This is a genomic window from Peteryoungia algae, assembly GCF_030369675.1.
In the GTDB taxonomy this organism is placed as follows: Bacteria; Pseudomonadota; Alphaproteobacteria; order Rhizobiales; family Rhizobiaceae; genus Allorhizobium; species Allorhizobium algae.
The window spans coordinates 3145363-3161139 of sequence record NZ_CP128477.1 but is presented as its reverse complement, the minus strand read 5'-3'; the positions used below and the strand labels follow the sequence as shown (position 1 = coordinate 3161139).

10 protein-coding genes and 1 pseudogene are annotated in these 15777 nt (G+C 60.8%); 6 read left to right on the top strand and 5 right to left on the bottom strand.

The genetic code is table 11. The features are described 5' to 3' along the window. Nucleotides 1-83 precede the first annotated feature (83 nt). On the top strand, nucleotides 84-2036 hold the full coding sequence (acs, locus tag QTL56_RS15005) for an acetate--CoA ligase (RefSeq protein ID WP_245137246.1): 1953 nt from the start codon (nucleotides 84-86) through the stop codon (nucleotides 2034-2036). A 41-nt stretch (nucleotides 2037-2077) separates the two neighbouring features. Here the strand turns inward: acs and QTL56_RS20955 are convergent, their stop codons facing one another. From QTL56_RS20955 to QTL56_RS14990, 3 genes are read right to left on the bottom strand one after another with little or no spacing between them, the layout of a single operon-like run. Next, nucleotides 2078-2347: an excalibur calcium-binding domain-containing protein gene (locus tag QTL56_RS20955; RefSeq protein ID WP_245137247.1), complete on the bottom strand. Its 270-nt coding sequence runs from the start codon at nucleotides 2345-2347 to the stop codon at nucleotides 2078-2080. 53 nt (nucleotides 2348-2400) lie between these two features. Further along, nucleotides 2401-2853: a thermonuclease family protein gene (locus QTL56_RS14995; protein WP_245137248.1), complete on the bottom strand. Its 453-nt coding sequence runs from the start codon at nucleotides 2851-2853 to the stop codon at nucleotides 2401-2403. A gap of 51 nt (nucleotides 2854-2904) precedes the next feature. Further along, nucleotides 2905-3114, bottom strand: a complete 210-nt coding sequence (locus QTL56_RS14990; RefSeq protein ID WP_245137249.1) for a DUF1674 domain-containing protein — start codon at nucleotides 3112-3114, stop codon at nucleotides 2905-2907. A 125-nt stretch (nucleotides 3115-3239) separates the two neighbouring features. On the opposite strand from QTL56_RS14990, the gene htpX reads away from it, so the two are divergent. The 5 genes and pseudogenes from htpX to purH all read left to right on the top strand — a co-directional run bounded on the left by htpX (nucleotide 3240) and on the right by purH (nucleotide 9336). Next, nucleotides 3240-4202: a zinc metalloprotease HtpX gene (gene htpX, locus QTL56_RS14985; protein ID WP_245137250.1), complete on the top strand. Its 963-nt coding sequence runs from the start codon at nucleotides 3240-3242 to the stop codon at nucleotides 4200-4202. Continuing rightward, complete coding sequence (locus QTL56_RS14980; RefSeq protein ID WP_245137251.1) at nucleotides 4193-5581, top strand: RsmB/NOP family class I SAM-dependent RNA methyltransferase; 1389 nt, start codon at nucleotides 4193-4195, stop codon at nucleotides 5579-5581. Before htpX ends, QTL56_RS14980 begins: the two co-directional genes overlap by 10 nt. A gap of 156 nt (nucleotides 5582-5737) precedes the next feature. Beyond that, a pseudogene (locus QTL56_RS14975) lies at nucleotides 5738-7045 on the top strand (heparinase II/III family protein); the annotation flags it as partial. A 230-nt stretch (nucleotides 7046-7275) separates the two neighbouring features. Beyond that, nucleotides 7276-7617: a heparinase II/III domain-containing protein gene (locus QTL56_RS20895; RefSeq protein WP_353958559.1), complete on the top strand. Its 342-nt coding sequence runs from the start codon at nucleotides 7276-7278 to the stop codon at nucleotides 7615-7617. 102 nt (nucleotides 7618-7719) lie between these two features. Next, nucleotides 7720-9336 carry a bifunctional phosphoribosylaminoimidazolecarboxamide formyltransferase/IMP cyclohydrolase gene (gene purH, locus QTL56_RS14965; RefSeq protein WP_229575305.1) on the top strand — a complete coding sequence of 539 codons (1617 nt, stop codon included), beginning with the start codon at nucleotides 7720-7722 and terminating at the stop codon, nucleotides 9334-9336. A 70-nt stretch (nucleotides 9337-9406) separates the two neighbouring features. Here the strand turns inward: purH and QTL56_RS14960 are convergent, their stop codons facing one another. Together QTL56_RS14960 and QTL56_RS14955 are read right to left on the bottom strand one after the other, a co-directional pair. Continuing rightward, nucleotides 9407-10726 carry an MFS transporter gene (locus tag QTL56_RS14960; RefSeq protein WP_245137481.1) on the bottom strand — a complete coding sequence of 440 codons (1320 nt, stop codon included), beginning with the start codon at nucleotides 10724-10726 and terminating at the stop codon, nucleotides 9407-9409. Nucleotides 10727-10825: 99 nt separating this feature from the next. Then, nucleotides 10826-15613: an NAD-glutamate dehydrogenase gene (locus tag QTL56_RS14955; RefSeq protein WP_245137253.1), complete on the bottom strand. Its 4788-nt coding sequence runs from the start codon at nucleotides 15611-15613 to the stop codon at nucleotides 10826-10828. Between the last annotated feature and the right edge of the window lie 164 nt (nucleotides 15614-15777).

The following is a 15777-nucleotide window of genomic DNA, read 5'->3' as shown; positions in this document are numbered from 1 at the left end:
TTCAGCTGCTATGAATGTCGGCGATAGGCCGGGGAGGACGGTCCTGGTCGCCAGTAGTGGCCCGTCAACATGAGGAGGAATTCATGTCAGCCAAAACCTATCCGGTGTTGAAATCGGCAAAAGCCCGCGCGCTGATCGATGAAGACAAGTACCAGAAATGGTATGAGGAGAGCATCGAAGACCCAGAAAAGTTCTGGGGCAAGCATGGCAAGCGCATCGATTGGTTCAAGCCTTACACGAAGGTCAAGAACACCTCATTCAAGGGGAGGGTCCCGGTCAAATGGTTTGAGGACGGCCTGACGAACGTCTCCTACAACTGTATCGACCGTCACCTCAAGACGCATGGCGAACAGACCGCCATCATCTGGGAAGGTGATAATCCCTATATCGACAAGAAGATCACCTATAACGAGCTTTACGAGCATGTCTGCCGCATGGCGAACGTGCTGAAGAAGCACGGCGTCAAGAAGGGCGACCGCGTCACGATCTACATGCCGATGATCCCGGAAGCTGCCTATGCAATGCTCGCCTGTGCGCGCATCGGGGCAATACATTCGGTCGTGTTCGGCGGCTTTTCGCCGGAGGCTCTGGCAGGCCGCATCGTCGACTGCGAGTCGACATTTGTGATCACCTGCGACGAGGGCGTGCGCGGTGGGAAGCCGGTGCCGCTCAAGGAAAACACCGATATCGCCATCGACATTGCAGCGAAGCAGTATGTCATCGTCAACAAGGTTCTGGTCGTCCGCCGCACCGGCGGCAAGATCGGCTGGGCCCCGGGCCGCGACATCTGGCATCACCAGGAAGTGCACACGGTCAAGCCAGATTGCCCGCCAGTCAAGATGAAGGCGGAGGATCCGCTGTTCATCCTCTACACCTCTGGTTCGACGGGAAAACCCAAGGGTGTCATGCACACGACGGGCGGTTATCTCGTCTATGCTTCGATGACGCATGAATATGTCTTCGACTATCAAGACGGGGACGTGTACTGGTGCACCGCCGACGTGGGCTGGGTCACCGGCCACTCCTACATCGTCTACGGCCCGCTTTCGAACTGCGCCACGACGCTGATGTTCGAAGGTATTCCCACCTTCCCCGACCAGGGGCGGTTCTGGGAAGTGATCGAAAAGCACAAGGTCAATATCTTCTATACGGCGCCGACGGCCATTCGTTCGCTGATGGGGGCCGGGGACGATTTCGTCAAACGTTCGGATCGCTCCTCGCTGCGTCTTCTCGGCTCGGTCGGCGAGCCGATCAATCCGGAAGCGTGGGAGTGGTACTACAATGTCGTCGGCGAGCAGAAGTCGCCGGTCGTGGATACCTGGTGGCAGACCGAAACCGGCGGCATCATGATCACACCGCTGCCGGGAGCAACGGCGCTCAAGCCCGGCTCGGCATCCAAGCCGTTCTTTGGCGTGAAGCCGGAACTGGTCGACAATGAAGGCAATGTGCTGGAGGGGGCCACCGACGGCAATCTCTGCATCACCGACAGCTGGCCAGGTCAGGCGCGGTCCGTCTATGGCGATCACGATCGCTACGTGCAGACCTATTTCTCGACCTACAAGGGCAAGTACTTCACCGGTGACGGCTGCCGTCGTGACGAGGACGGGTACTATTGGATCACCGGCCGCGTGGATGATGTGCTGAACGTTTCGGGCCACCGCCTGGGCACTGCTGAAGTCGAATCGGCGCTGGTGTCGCACCATCTCGTGTCGGAAGCGGCGGTTGTGGGCTATCCGCACAGCATCAAGGGGCAGGGCATCTATTGCTACGTCACTCTGATGTCGGGACAGGAGGGCAATGATGCCCTGCGCGCCGACCTCGTGAAACACGTCCGCACGGAAATCGGCCCGATCGCAACGCCGGACAAAATCCAGTTCTCGCCGGGGCTGCCAAAGACCCGTTCGGGCAAGATCATGCGCCGCATCCTGCGCAAGATCGCCGAGGACGATTTCGGTGCGCTCGGAGATACCTCGACGCTGGCCGATCCTGCTGTCGTCGACGATCTGATCGCCAATCGCCAGAACAAGAGCGCCTGACGAAGATCATATCACCGGGGGCCCATAGGGCTCCCGGTGTTTCAGCATCCGATCACGCGGCGGATCTCGTTGACCTGCTCCCGTGTGGAGCAGACGTTTTCACAGGGAATGCCGTCACCATCTCCGTCCGCGCGTCGGTGGCCGTTGCACCATAGAATCACGGCGTCCTCACAGGTCGAAACCTGTTTGCAGGTTCGTGCGGCTAATTCTGCACTGGCTGCCCATGCACCGGTGGCAGGGCCGTGGAGCGCTAAAAGAAGCGAAAGCAGCAGAAATGCGAAGCGCTGCCGAAAATCTCGAACAATAGACATGTGGTGATAAAGCAGTCCCGGGCAGTGATTGTCCACAATCCATATACAACTTGTCAGCCGGGGCAGGCGGACCTGAGCTTTCGCTTTCCCTCGTAGGGTTCAGCCAGCCCACGTTCCATGAGCTCACGCGCGAGATCCCGGCCATCATCCGTCTTGAGGGTTGCGACGACCCTGCCAAAATACTTGTCGCCGGTGATTGCCATCAGGGTCACACTCTCCCGGCCTTCGACCATTGTGACGAGCGCTTGCTTCGCCAGATTTGCCGATCGCCGAAACGCGGGGCACGGCGAATTCATCTCGGCGGAATCGATGCCGCGTAGTCGAACATAAGTCCTTATCCGCTGGTTCGGCCAAGGCAGTGCATCAACCAGGATGGTATCGCCATCGACGACGCGGACAATGTCCGCCTTTACCGGGCCGTACAGATCATGGGCTTCTGTCGAGACTGGCGATCCCAGGGAGACAGCTGCAAGAAATCGGATCAGAACGGCGCGGGGTCGGAACATAATAGGAACATATTCCGATCAGCTCCCGCGATCAATAGGTAATTCTTCCTGTCAGAAATCGATTGCGCGACCCTTGATCTCCCAGTCACCGAAGCGCGCAGGATCCGCACCACCGCGGCCACCGATCTCTGGGGGCATGTCGGCAGATGCTTGCCTGCGGCGTCGCTCCTCTGCTTCCGCGAGTGCCCGTTTTGCGGCTGGGTTCAGTTCACGCGGCTGTTCCTGCACGCCGCCGTGGTCGGCTTCACGATCTTCTGACATCACATCGTCCTCTGCTGAGACCCCATTTCATGCGCAAACATTGAAATTGGGGTCGCCGCTTTTTAAATCAACAGGCGAAAACGGCAACAGTATTGCCGGACGCACTGCTGTTAGAGGACCACGACATGAATACAATGCGGACTGCAATGCTGCTCGCCTTCATGACAGCCCTCTTCATGGGCGTCGGCTTTCTGATCGGCGGTGGGGGCGGAATGATGATCGCCTTCGTCGTGGCGGCGGGCATGAATATCTTCTCCTACTGGAACTCGGACAAGATGGTGCTGCGTGCCTATCGGGCACAGGAAGTCGATGAGCGTACAGCGCCAGAATTCTTCGTCATGGTGAGAGATCTGGCGCGCAATGCCGGCCTGCCGATGCCGAAGGTCTATGTCTTCGACAATCCGCAGCCAAACGCTTTTGCGACGGGCAGAAACCCGCAGAATGCCGCCGTTGCGGCATCGACCGGGCTCTTGCAGCGGCTGACACCGGAAGAAGTGGCCGGTGTCATGGCCCATGAACTCGCCCATATCGAGAACCGCGATACGCTCACCATGACGATTACGGCAACGCTTGCCGGCGCAATCTCGATGCTGTCGAACTTCGCCTTCCTGTTCTCCAGCGGCCGCGACGATCGCAACAATCCCTTCGGTTTCATCGGGGTCATCATCGCCATGATCGTGGCGCCGCTTGCGGCGATGCTGGTCCAGATGGCAATCAGCCGAACGCGGGAATATGCAGCCGATCGACGTGGCGCCGAGATCTGTGGCCAGCCCCGCTGGCTCGCATCCGCGCTACAGAAGATCGCGGGCGACGCATCGCAGATCGAAAACGCGGCTGCCGAACGTAACCCAGCGACCGCCCACATGTTCATCATCAATCCCTTGAACGGCCAACGGATGGACAATCTTTTCTCCACGCATCCGGACACCCGGAACCGGATCGAGGCGCTGCTGGCCATGACCGATATCCGCGCGGGGGGATCGACGCCGCCTGAAGCCCCTGTTAAGGCAACGCGCACTGCGCGTTCCGTTCCGACCACCGGTTGGGGGCGCGGCAATGCCGAACCACCCAAGGGACCATGGTCTTGAGCGACACATCGACGGGCAAACCGAAAAACAGACAGGCGGGAAACAGGGGCCACGGGGAAAGATCGTCCCGGCAGTCCATGAAGCCGGGGCTTGAGGCGCGCATTGCCGCGACTCGCATCCTGGCTGCCGTGATCGATCGCAAGACCTCGCTCGACGGTATGCTTGATCCGGAGCACGGCAATCCGGCCTTTCTGCCGCTGAACGATGCCGATCGCGGCCTCGTCAAGGCGATCCTGCAGAGTGCGCTCAGACATCTGCCGCGGATCGATGCCATTATTGCACAGCTCCTGGACAATCCTTTGCCGGAAGGCGCGAGATCGCTTCACCACCTGCTGGTCGTGGCAGCCGCGCAGATGCTCTATCTCGATGTTCCAGACCATTCCGCGGTGGACCTTGCCGTGGAGCAGGCGTCCGGCGATCCGCGCAGCCGCCGCTTTGCCAAGCTTGTCAATGCCATCCTCCGAAGGATCGGACGCGAGAAGACCGGCCTGCTCACGTCGGTGGAGGATCTTCCCTGCATGCCCGACTGGTTCATGCAGCGACTGACGGCAGTGTATGGTCAGGAGCATGCGCAGGCGATCGCCGCGTCGCAGCTCGAGCCGCCGACGATCGACCTCACCGTCAAGAGCGACGCCAGCGCCTGGGCTGAAAGGCTCGGTGGACAGGTCATGCCGACCGGCAGCATCCGGCTCGATAGATTTAAGGGATCGATCCCCTCGCTCGAGGGCTTCGATCAAGGCGCCTGGTGGGTGCAGGACGCCGCTGCCGCTCTTCCTGCACAGCTGTTCGGGGATCTCTCCGGCAAACGCGTTGCGGATCTGTGTGCGGCCCCCGGTGGCAAGACGGCACAATTGGTCATGGCCGGCGGCGATGTCCTTGCCGTGGAGCAGTCAAAGTCGCGGCTGAAGCGGCTCGAGGGCAATCTCGCTCGGCTCGGGCTGACGGCCGAAATTCGTTGCGTCAATCTGATGGCCATGGATGTGCCGGAGAGCTTTGACGCGATCCTCCTGGATGCGCCGTGCTCGTCTACCGGCACGACGCGGCGTCACCCGGACGTGCTCTGGACCAAGGAGCCCAGCGATATCACGAAACTTGCGTCCGTGCAGGAAGGCTTGCTTCGGCATGCCCTCACGCTGTTGAAGCCGGGCGGGCAACTGGTCTTTTCGAACTGTTCTATCGATCCGATCGAGGGGGAGGATGTGGTTTCGCGCGTTCTCGCTGATGATCCGAGCTTGATGTTGTTGCCGATCAATCCGGCGGACTGGCCGGGTCTCGAAACTGCGATCACGCCGGAGGGAGAGTTTCGGACAACGCCGGCCATGTTGCCGGACCTCGGCGGCCTTGACGGTTTCTACGCAGCGGTCATTGCTAAAACTTAACTAATATCTGAATAAACTTGTTGGGAAGTTCGCTGTCCCCGCCGTCCCTGCTCTGCAGGCGCGGCGTATGTCGCTATGAAACGGAATTGCACTGCTGACTCCAGGTGTCAGATGTGAAACCGGCGGATCATTTCGATCCTTCCGACAGGATACAGAATGCGATTTGTCGATCGCCGCAAGTTGGTCACACTGCACGTCGCCGAAGGGTGGCGCCGGTTGCGGCTGGCTGCCGCGGTGTCCAGGCCATCGAGCCTGTCCTCCGGCAGCTTCCGGATTACACGTGTCATTGTCGCGCCCACCGATCTCAGGGCGGTGGATCCGTTTGTGGCAGAAGAAATCTTGAACGGGCGCTTTCCTCTGGCCGGCCGAGTGCTCGACACTGGCGTCCAGTCGCCCTTCACGCTTGAACTGCCATCACTGCAGTTTGCCCGGCGGCTGCACGGCTTCGGCTGGCTGCGCCATATGCGGGCGAACAAGACAGCCGATAACTGCGCTCACACGCGATCAATCGTGGACCAATGGATTGCCATGCATGGAGGCCGTGCCGCTGGCGTTGCCTGGGAGCCTGATGTCGTTTCACGCCGCATCATCAGCTGGCTCTCCCACTCCCCAGTTGTTCTACACGATGCCGAGGCCGGCTTCTATCGCCGCTTCACAGCATCCCTCAGTCAGCAGGTCCGGTATCTGCAGCGCCGTGTCGGCTCGCTCCCCGAGGGATTGCCGAGGCTGACAGCACGGATTGCCATCGCCATGGCGTCCATCGCCGCGGAGGCGCGGCCGACGGCTGTGCGTCGCGCAGGGCGGATGCTGGATCGGGAGCTGGAACGGCAGGTCTTGCCGGACGGGAGCCACTACTCACGCAATCCGCAAGCCTCGGTGGAATTGCTTTTCGATCTTCTGCCGCTGCGACAGAGCTATATCAACCTTGGGCATGACGTTCCGCCGAAACTCATTCCGGTTGTTGATCGGATCTATCCCGCGGTGCGGTTCTTCCGGCATAGCAGCGGTGATCTCGCTCTGTTCAACGGGGCCTGTTCGTCACTCGCTACCGACCTGATGAGTGTTTTGCGTTATGACGAAACCGCAGGGCAGCCGTTCAAGGCCCTGCCCCATGGCGGCTATCACCGGCTTGCCGGTGGTGAAACAATCATCCTGGTGGATACGGGAATCCCGCTGTCGGCGCGTCTCTCTGCCACTGCGCATGCGGGCTGTCTGTCATTCGAGCTCTCCTCCGGGCGCAACCGCTTCATCATCAATAGCGGTTCACCGCGTTTTGCAGGTGAGCGTCTTCGCCAGCTTGCCCGAACAACGGCGGCACACAGCACGCTCTGCATCGGAGACATCTCTTCGGCGCAGATCGCGCGTATGTCCCACCTCGGTCCTATCATGGCGACGGGGCCGAGCCGGGTCGGGGTCGACCGGCAGACCGGTCCTGACGGAGGCGACCGGTTATCGGCGCGCCATGACGGATATGTGGAGCGGTTCACCGGTTTTGCGTGAGCGTCTTCGCCAGCTGCCCGACAACGGCGGCAACGCGCTCTGCATCGGAACATTCTTCGCGCAGATCGCGCGTATGTCCCACCTCGGTCCTATCATGGCAGGGCAGCCGGGTCGGGGTCGACCGGCAGACCGGTCCTGACGGAGGCGACCGGTTATCGGCGCGCCATGACGGATATGTGGAGCGGTTCGGCGTTGTGCACGAACGCGAAATTCGCATCAACGAACAGGGCAACAAGATCGCGGGACGGGATCGACTGTTGCTTCCCGACGGGCTTCCCACTGCCAATCTTCCGGGTGCTGAAGTCGTCGCGCGCTTCCATATTCATCCGTCGATCACCATTGAGCGCGCGGACGAGCGGAAAGTTCGGCTCGTTGCCCCGGACGGAGAAAGCTGGACGTTTTCCATTCCCGTGGGCCAACTGGCCGTTACAGAGGATGTCTTCTTTGCCGACGTCTCGGGAATCCGCCAGTCGCAGCAACTCGAGATCGTCTTCGAGGGGCCAGAAATTCGCTGGTTTCTTGCCCATCACGCCTGAACGCAGCGATCTTGCGGTTTCATCGAGGATGAAGCTGTGCTAGGCGGCGGCATCGCGCCCGCTGCCGCTTTTCCGGGCGCCTGCCAGCTCGGAGTGTGAACCATGGCCGTCGTATCCAAGAAGATCCCCGCCCCCGACCTCGTGCGCATCCGCACCGCACTTCTTTCGGTCTCGGACAAAACCGGCATCGTCGAATTCGCGAGGGCTCTGCATGAGCGTGGTGTGCGGCTGCTGTCGACCGGCGGCACGCACAAGGCTCTGGCAACGGCCGGTCTGCCTGTAACCGACGTATCCGAAATCACGGGTTTTCCGGAAATTATGGACGGGCGCGTCAAGACCCTTCATCCGCTTGTGCATGGTGGCCTTCTTTCCATCCGTGACGATGCCGAGCATGTCGAGGCGATGAAAGCGCATGGTATAGAAGCGATCGATCTCTCGGTCATCAACCTCTACCCGTTCGAACAGGTTCGGGCCGCTGGCGGCGATTATCCGACGACGGTGGAGAACATCGATATCGGTGGGCCAGCCATGATCCGCGCTTCGGCGAAGAACCATGCCTATGTCACCGTTGTTACGGACGCAGCGGATTACTCCGAAGTGGTCGCAGCGCTCGGCGAAAACGACGGCCAGACGACCTACGCCCTGCGCCAGCGACTGGCCGCCAAGGCCTATGCCCGAACGGCTGCCTATGATGCTGCAATCTCGAACTGGTTCGCCGAGGCGCTGGAAATCGAGATGCCGTCCTATCGCGTTGTCGGCGGTGTCCTGAAGGAAAAGATGCGCTACGGCGAGAACCCGCATCAGAGTGCCGGTTTCTACGTCAATGGCGACACTCGTCCGGGTGTTTCGACCGCCACCCTGCTCCAGGGCAAGCAGCTCTCCTACAACAATATCAACGATACCGATGCAGCCTTCGAGCTGGTTGCCGAATTCCCGCCGGAGAACGGTCCGGCCTGCGCGATCATCAAGCATGCCAATCCTTGCGGCGTGGCGACCGGCGACAGCCTCGTCGAAGCCTACAAGCGTGCACTCGCCTGCGACAGCACGTCGGCGTTCGGCGGTATCATCGCCTTGAACCAGATCCTGGACGCCGAGACGGCTCAGGAAATCGTCAAGCTCTTCACCGAAGTCATCATCGCGCCGCAGGTGACGGATGAAGCCAGGGCAATCATTGCCGCCAAGCCGAACCTGCGACTGCTGACGACCGGCACCCTGCCCGATCCGCGCTCTCGCGGTATCATGGCGAAGACTGTTTCCGGCGGTCTGCTGGTGCAGAGCCGCGACAATGTCATGGTCGAGGACCTCGACCTGAAGGTCGTCACCAAGCGGGCACCAACAGCGACCGAGCTCGAGGATATGAAGTTCGCCTTCAAGATTGCCAAGCATGTGAAGTCGAATGCGGTGATCTATGCAAAAGACGGTCAGACGGCCGGCATTGGTGCCGGCCAGATGAGCCGCGTCGACTCGGCCCGGATCGCAGCTCTCAAGGCCGAGGATGCGGCAAAGGCACTCGGACTTGCCGAGCCCCTGACGAAGGGATCCGCCGTGGCTTCCGAGGCCTTCTATCCCTTCGCCGATGGCCTCCTGGCAGCGATCGCTGCCGGCGCCACTGCGGTTATTCAGCCGGGTGGCTCGATGCGGGATGATGAAGTGATCGCTGCGGCGGACGAACATGGCGTGGCGATGGTCTTTACCGGTATCCGCCACTTCCGCCACTGAGCGGCAGCCTGCAGTGCCACAAAGGGCCGGCGGAGTGATCCGCCGGCCCTTTTGCTTTCAACCCGCGAGATTAGCGGTCGCTTGCCGGGTAGCTCGTCCGCCAAAGCATGACCAGACCGGTGACCAGGAAGATCAATAGCGTCGCCATGCCGGCACGCGCCGAGCCTGACCAGGCGGTGACAACCGAGAAGGAAAGCGTGGCAAGGAAGCTGGTGGCGCGCCCCGACAGTGAATAGATGCCGAAATAGCGGCCCGCCTCATGGAGTTCGACGCTTCGCGCAAGATAGGAGCGCGAGGAGGCCTGAACGGGACCGAACGAGACGCCGATCAGCAGTCCGTACAGGATATAGGCTTTCTCGGCCGGTGTGGCGAAGAGGCCTTCCGTGCTGATGACGGGAAGGCTGACCAATCCAAAAAGTGTGAAATCAACGCCGGTCGAGATGATGCCAAAGGTTGCGATAATCAGCAGGGAAAGGGCCACCAGGACGACCACCTTGGAGCCCATTGCCCGGTCCACGCGGCCAGCAATGAGGCAGCCGAAGATCGCGACGACGTTCAGGATGATCCCGTAGATACCGATTTCCATGGTCGACCAGCCGAACATGGCGGCGGCAAAAACCCCGCCCAGTACAAGAAGGCCGTTGACCCCATCCTGATAGATCATGCGCGCAATCAGAAAACGCAGGATATTGCTGCGATGCCGGAGTTCGCGCAGCGTTGCCCGGATCTCACGAAGGCCGGAACCGACGGCCGAACCGAGCGACTTTCCCTTAGCCGCATCGGGGGTGAACAGGAACATCGGCAGGATGAAGAGGAAGTACCAAACCGCCGAGATGGGACCCGTGATGCGCGCATCTTCCCCAGAGGAGGGGTCGAGTCCGAAAAGGGGATCCATGCCGATCAAAGTCTTGCCGGTGGTCGGGCTGCCCGCGAGGAAGAGAACGACAAAGATCAGCACGATCATGCCGCCCATGTAGCCCAGTCCCCATGCGATGTTGGAGACCCGGCCGACATCCTGCTGGCTGACGAGACGCGGCATCATCGAATCGTTGAAGACGATGGAGAACTCTGCAGCGACACTCGCAAGGATGATCAAGAGCATTACAAAAGCCACGGATGAACCGGGAGCGGCCGTCCATAGCAGGGCAAGGCAGATGATCTTGACGACCGCGAAAACGGCAATCCAGGGCTTTCGGGCCCCGGATTCATCCGCGATGGAGCCGAGGATCGGTGCGAGCAAAGCGATGATGACGCCGGAAATCGTCGCCGCATTGCTCCAGGCGGTCTGCGCGCTGACCGGATCATCGGTCATGCGCGCAACAAAATATGGGCCGAAGATGAAGGTCGTCACGACAGTAAAGAACGGCTGGGCCGCCCAGTCGAAAAACATCCAGCCACGGACCCCTTTGTCGATGGGGCGGTGGCTGGATCCTACGTTTACACTTGTCGTCACGCGCACCCCCAAAAGGCTCTCAGGCCCGGGACAGTGTCACCTCATGTGGTCTTGCGCAAGATCGCCAAGCAGCCCGGCGGCAACCGCAAGTTTGGAGATGCTCGGTTCACCGCTGTCGACGATCGAAGCGAGCTCCTTGCCGATCCGTTCGACCCGGGTCCTGTCGGTGGCAATCCACGCATCGACCGGCTGTGCCTCCTTGCCATGGCTTGTCAGGGCTGTGCAGACGATCTGCCGGCGCGCCTGGCCGATCCGATCGAGACTGCGTGTCAGAGCCAGGCTGTCATAGTGATCCGTCGTCTGGATCCGACCGGCGTTCTCGACGATACGGCCGATGCGGAAGGCCTCCGACACGGCGAAGAAGCCGCGCATGGATGTCGCGAAGTCGGCTCCCGTCCGTTCGGCGATCTGCAGGATTTCCGGCAGGAGCTGCATGGTCTGGAGGTTGACCACTTCGGTGGCCAAGGCCGATGGCGCACCGGCCTCCATGAGCACCGCGATCTGGTCGTCGAAATGCTGCCGCAGCGGGGCAGGAACCGTCTTTTTGAAGACCGGTCCTGCTGCTGCCACGGCTGTGGTCAGCTGTGCGACAGCATCGCCGACTGGTCCCTTGGCGAGGCCAGTTTCCAGCAGGAGCCGGGTCATCGTCGAGTAGACCTCGGAAACGATCGCATAGAGCCTGTTCTGGGTGCGCCCCGGAATTCTGGCGTCCAGCGCGTCGATCTTGTCCCAAAGTGCAGTGAGGCCGAGGGCGTCACGTGTCACGAGCGCTGCCTTGACAACCTCGTCCGGTGAGCTGCCTGTCGCGTCGCAGACCGATACCACGAAGCCCGGACCACCCCGGTTGATCGCATGATTGGCGAGCACAGTCGCGATGATCTCCCGGCGCAGGCGATGGCTGGCGATATCGGCGCCGAAGGTCTTGCGCATCGCGGCCGGGAAATAGTTGGCGAGTGTCGTTTCACAGTAGGGATCATCCGGCAGTGCGGATTCGGTCAGCTGGTCGAAGAGCACAATCTTCGCATAGGAGAGGAGCACGCCGATTTCCGGCCGTGTGAGGCCCTTGCCCGAGACATAACGTTCGGCAACGGCAGCGGCATCCGGCAGTGTCTCGACCTTGCGATTGAGGCGTCCCATGCCCTCGAGATAGTCCATCAGCCGGCTCAGTTCCTCCCGGTTGCCCGCCTCCTTGGCTTCCGTCAACGAGATGGCCAGCGACTGGAGATAGTTGTTGCGCAGGACCAGATCGGCGACTTCATCGGTCATCTGGGCCAGCAGAACATTGCGCTCCTCGCGGGGCAGGCGCCCCTCCAGCATGGCAGGGCTCAGTGCGACCTTGATATTGACCTCGACGTCTGAGGAGTTCACGCCGGCCGAGTTGTCGATCGCGTCGGAATTGCAGCGACCGCCGTTCAACGCATAGGCAATGCGACCCTTCTGGGTGACGCCGAGATTGGCGCCCTCGCCGATGACCTTGGCACGAACATCGGTCGCATTGATGCGGATTGCATCGTTTGCGCGGTCCCCGACCTCGGCATCCGTTTCCGCTGCGGCCTTGATGTAGGTCCCGATGCCACCGAACCAGAGAAGATCGACCGGTGCCTTGAGGATCGCGGTGATGATCTCCATCGGTGTGGTGGATCCACTGCCCAGGCCGATGGCAGCTGCGGCCTCCGGCGTCAGCTTCACGGATTTTTCCGCGCGCGAGATGATCATGGCGCCCGGAGACAGGGTCGAACGGTCATAATCCTGCCAGCTGGACCGAGGCAGGTCGAACACGCGCTTGCGCTCCGCAAAGGAGATGGCCGGATCTGGGTTGGGATCGATGAAGATGTCGCGGTGGTCGAAGGCCGCGATCAACCGGATCTTTTCCGACAGCAGCATGCCGTTGCCGAAGACGTCACCAGACATGTCGCCGACGCCTGCTACCGTGAATGGTGTCGTCTGGATGTCGGTGTCGATTTCGCGGAAATGCCGTTTGACCGTTTCCCAGGCTCCGCGCGCGGTGATACCCATCTTCTTGTGGTCGTAGCCGGCAGACCCTCCCGACGCGAAGGCGTCGTCGAGCCAGAAGCCGGCCTCCTGCGCGAGGCCGTTGGCGGTGTCGGAGAAGGTTGCCGTGCCCTTGTCGGCCGCGACAACGAAGTAGGGATCGTCGCCATCCGGCCGAAGCGTATCGGATGGCGGGACGATTTCGCCGGCGACGATGTTGTCGGTGATCGACAGCAGAGTGCGGATATAGGTCTTGTAGGCCTCCGTTCCGGCGGCAAACCAGGCCTCACGGTTGCTGGCGGGCGGCAATTGCTTCGGGAAGAAGCCGCCCTTGGCCCCAACGGGCACGATGACGGCGTTCTTCACCTGCTGCGCCTTGACGAGACCGAGCACTTCCGTTCGGTAATCTTGGGCGCGATCCGACCAGCGGAGGCCGCCACGGGCGACCTTGCCAAAGCGAAGGTGCACGCCTTCGACCTCGACGCCGTAAATGAAGATTTCGCGGAAGGGGCGCGGCTCCGGCAGCCCCTCCAACTGGTGGGGATCGAACTTGAAGGCGAGCATGGGACGATCGCTCTGGCGGTAGCCCATCTGGAAGAAGTTGGTGCGCAGCGTCGCCTCTATCACGTTGATGTAGCGACGCAGGATGCGGTCCTCATCGAGGCTCTTGACGTCTGTCAGTTTGGTCTCGAGAGCCTGCAATAGCTCACTCTGCCTGCTTTTGCGGATCTTCTCTGCCAGCGCAACATCGAAACGGTTGCAGAACAGGGTAACGAGATCGGCGGCGATAGCCGGGTGCTTCGTCAGCGTTTCTGCCATGTAGGTGAGAGAATACACTGCGCCGGCCTGGCGCAGATAAGCGGCATAGGCCCTGAGAACTGATGCCTCACGCGCGTTCACGCCGGCTGCGAGAATAAGGCGATTGAAGGCATCGTTGTCGACGGCGCCGGTGAAGGCGGCGATGAAGGCTTCCTGCACCTGATTGCCATGCCGTGCCATGTCGAATGTGACGCCGTCTGGCGTCTGCAGCTCCATGTTGTGCAGGACAACGGTGGGCTGCGTCCCATCGGATTGCCTGACGTCAATGTCGAAGGTGCGCTCGCTGATGACGCGGAAGCCGAGGTTCTCCAAAAGCGGTACGCGGCGGGAAAGCGGCAGATGGTCCCCGGCGTGAAAGATCTTGAGGTAGAGGAGTGGTCCCTGTTCGCCTGCGACCTGGTGGAATTCCAGTGAAAGCGGGGCCCCGGCCAGGCATGCCTTGATGTGCTTGAGGTCGCTGACGGCTTCTTCCGGGGTAAAGGCTTCCTGAAAAGCCTGGCCCACGTCGAGTGCAGGTGCTCCGGCACCGGCCAGCGCTGAAAACCGATCCGTCCAGCGGGCGGTGATCTCACGAACTGCGTCCTCAAGGGTCGCCTGGGGGATCTGCGGTGTGGCGCCCTCGCGCCGGCCAATGATGATGTGTACGCGTGCGACCCCGCCTTCCGGGAAGGCCGGGTAGAAGGCGGATACATGGCCGTTGTAAACGGACTGGAAATAAAGGCCGATCTTTTCGCGGACCATGGAATTGTAGTCTTCGCGCGGCACGTAGACGATCAGAGACACGAAGCGGTCGAAATGGTCGATGCGCGGCAATACGCGGACGCGGGGGCGCTCTGACAGGTCGTTGATCTGTTCGCAGAACTTCGCCAGAAGATCCGGGGTGATCTGGAAGAGGTCGTCGCGGGGATAGTTTTCCAGCGTGTTCTGCAGCATGCGCCCGGAATGGCTGCGCGGGTCAAAGTCGAAATAGGAGACGACCTTCTCGACTTTTGCCCTCAGGAGCGGGATCTGATTGATGGATCTGGTGTAGGCGGTTGCCGTGAAAAGACCGACGATGCGAAGTTCGCCGACAACCTTGCCGTTCGGTCCAAACCGCTTGATCCCGACGTAGTCCATGTAGGCGCGTCGATGAACGACTGATTTGACATTCGCCTTGGTGACGATGAGGAAGTCCGGTCCCTGAAGAAAGGCCAGAATCTCCGGCGTCGTCGTCACATGATTTTGACCCTGGCGAAGTACCAGAACATTGGGATCGGAAAGAATGCCGAGGCCACTGCCCTTGTCGCGCTCCACTGTCGCATTGGCGCCATCGCCCGAATAGACATATTCACGCATGCCGAGAAAGGTGAAGTTGTTGTTGCGCAGCCATTCCAGAAACGCGACTGCCTCGTCGCGCTCCGGTTCGTTCCTGCCGGCGGAGAGATCGCGCAGGTCCGAAAGCGCGTTCTCCAGCAGGCTCAGCATCGGCTTCCAGTCGGTCGCTGCCATCTTGACTTGGCCGAGTACGTGCTGGAGCCTCTGGATGAGGTCGGCGGATTGTTCTTCAGTCAGCGGCGCGAGATGGAGCTGGATATAGCTCACCTTGATTGCGCCTTCGGGAACCGAGTCCGGGTTCGACAGTGAGATCTCACCGCGCGGAGTCACGGCAAGGATTGGATGCACCGCCATATAGATGTCGCGAAAGTGGCTGGTGACCTCGCCCATCAGCGAATCGTAGAGGAAGGACTTGTTGTGGTCGACGATCGACAACACGCTTACGGGTACGCCGAGGGGGCTCACGCCGTCGATGGCCTCGATCCGGATGTGCGGGGTCTGGCGATCCCAGCCCGCGATATCGCCAGCTGCCCTGGCTGCCGACCGTGCGAGCATGGATGCGTCATAGCGATCGATATCGTCGTTGCTGGCCCTGCCGAAGATCACGGCGGGTGCAAGGAATTCTCCACCGAGGCTGCGGGCCGTTTCCGCCGCCTTTTCCAGAAGTTCGTCCCGCTTGGTGATGCCCGTCCTGCCCATTTACCCCTCCGAAGCTTGCGTCGTTTCGCGTAATGTCGCGCAAATGATTTGCGAAAGTATGTATGGATCATGCATATGAAAAAATCAGGCAAAAATATGCGGTTGAATTTGTGCTTTCCGAGAAATTTTGTCAAAAATGGCCGATGTGACGGGCCTTATGACCG

Coding starts and splice junctions, on each gene's coding strand:
- purH (WP_229575305.1), top strand. CDS start 7,720: ATGGCCGTCGTATCCAAGAAGATCCCCGCCCCCGACCTCGTGCGCATC.
- QTL56_RS14990 (WP_245137249.1), bottom strand. CDS start 3,114: ATGTCAGAAGATCGTGAAGCCGACCACGGCGGCGTGCAGGAACAGCCG.
- QTL56_RS14955 (WP_245137253.1), bottom strand. CDS start 15,613: ATGGGCAGGACGGGCATCACCAAGCGGGACGAACTTCTGGAAAAGGCG.
- htpX (WP_245137250.1), top strand. CDS start 3,240: ATGAATACAATGCGGACTGCAATGCTGCTCGCCTTCATGACAGCCCTC.
- acs (WP_245137246.1), top strand. CDS start 84: ATGTCAGCCAAAACCTATCCGGTGTTGAAATCGGCAAAAGCCCGCGCG.
- QTL56_RS14960 (WP_245137481.1), bottom strand. CDS start 10,726: ATGTTTTTCGACTGGGCGGCCCAGCCGTTCTTTACTGTCGTGACGACC.
- QTL56_RS20955 (WP_245137247.1), bottom strand. CDS start 2,347: ATGTCTATTGTTCGAGATTTTCGGCAGCGCTTCGCATTTCTGCTGCTT.
- QTL56_RS14980 (WP_245137251.1), top strand. CDS start 4,193: ATGGTCTTGAGCGACACATCGACGGGCAAACCGAAAAACAGACAGGCG.
- QTL56_RS14995 (WP_245137248.1), bottom strand. CDS start 2,853: ATGTTCCGACCCCGCGCCGTTCTGATCCGATTTCTTGCAGCTGTCTCC.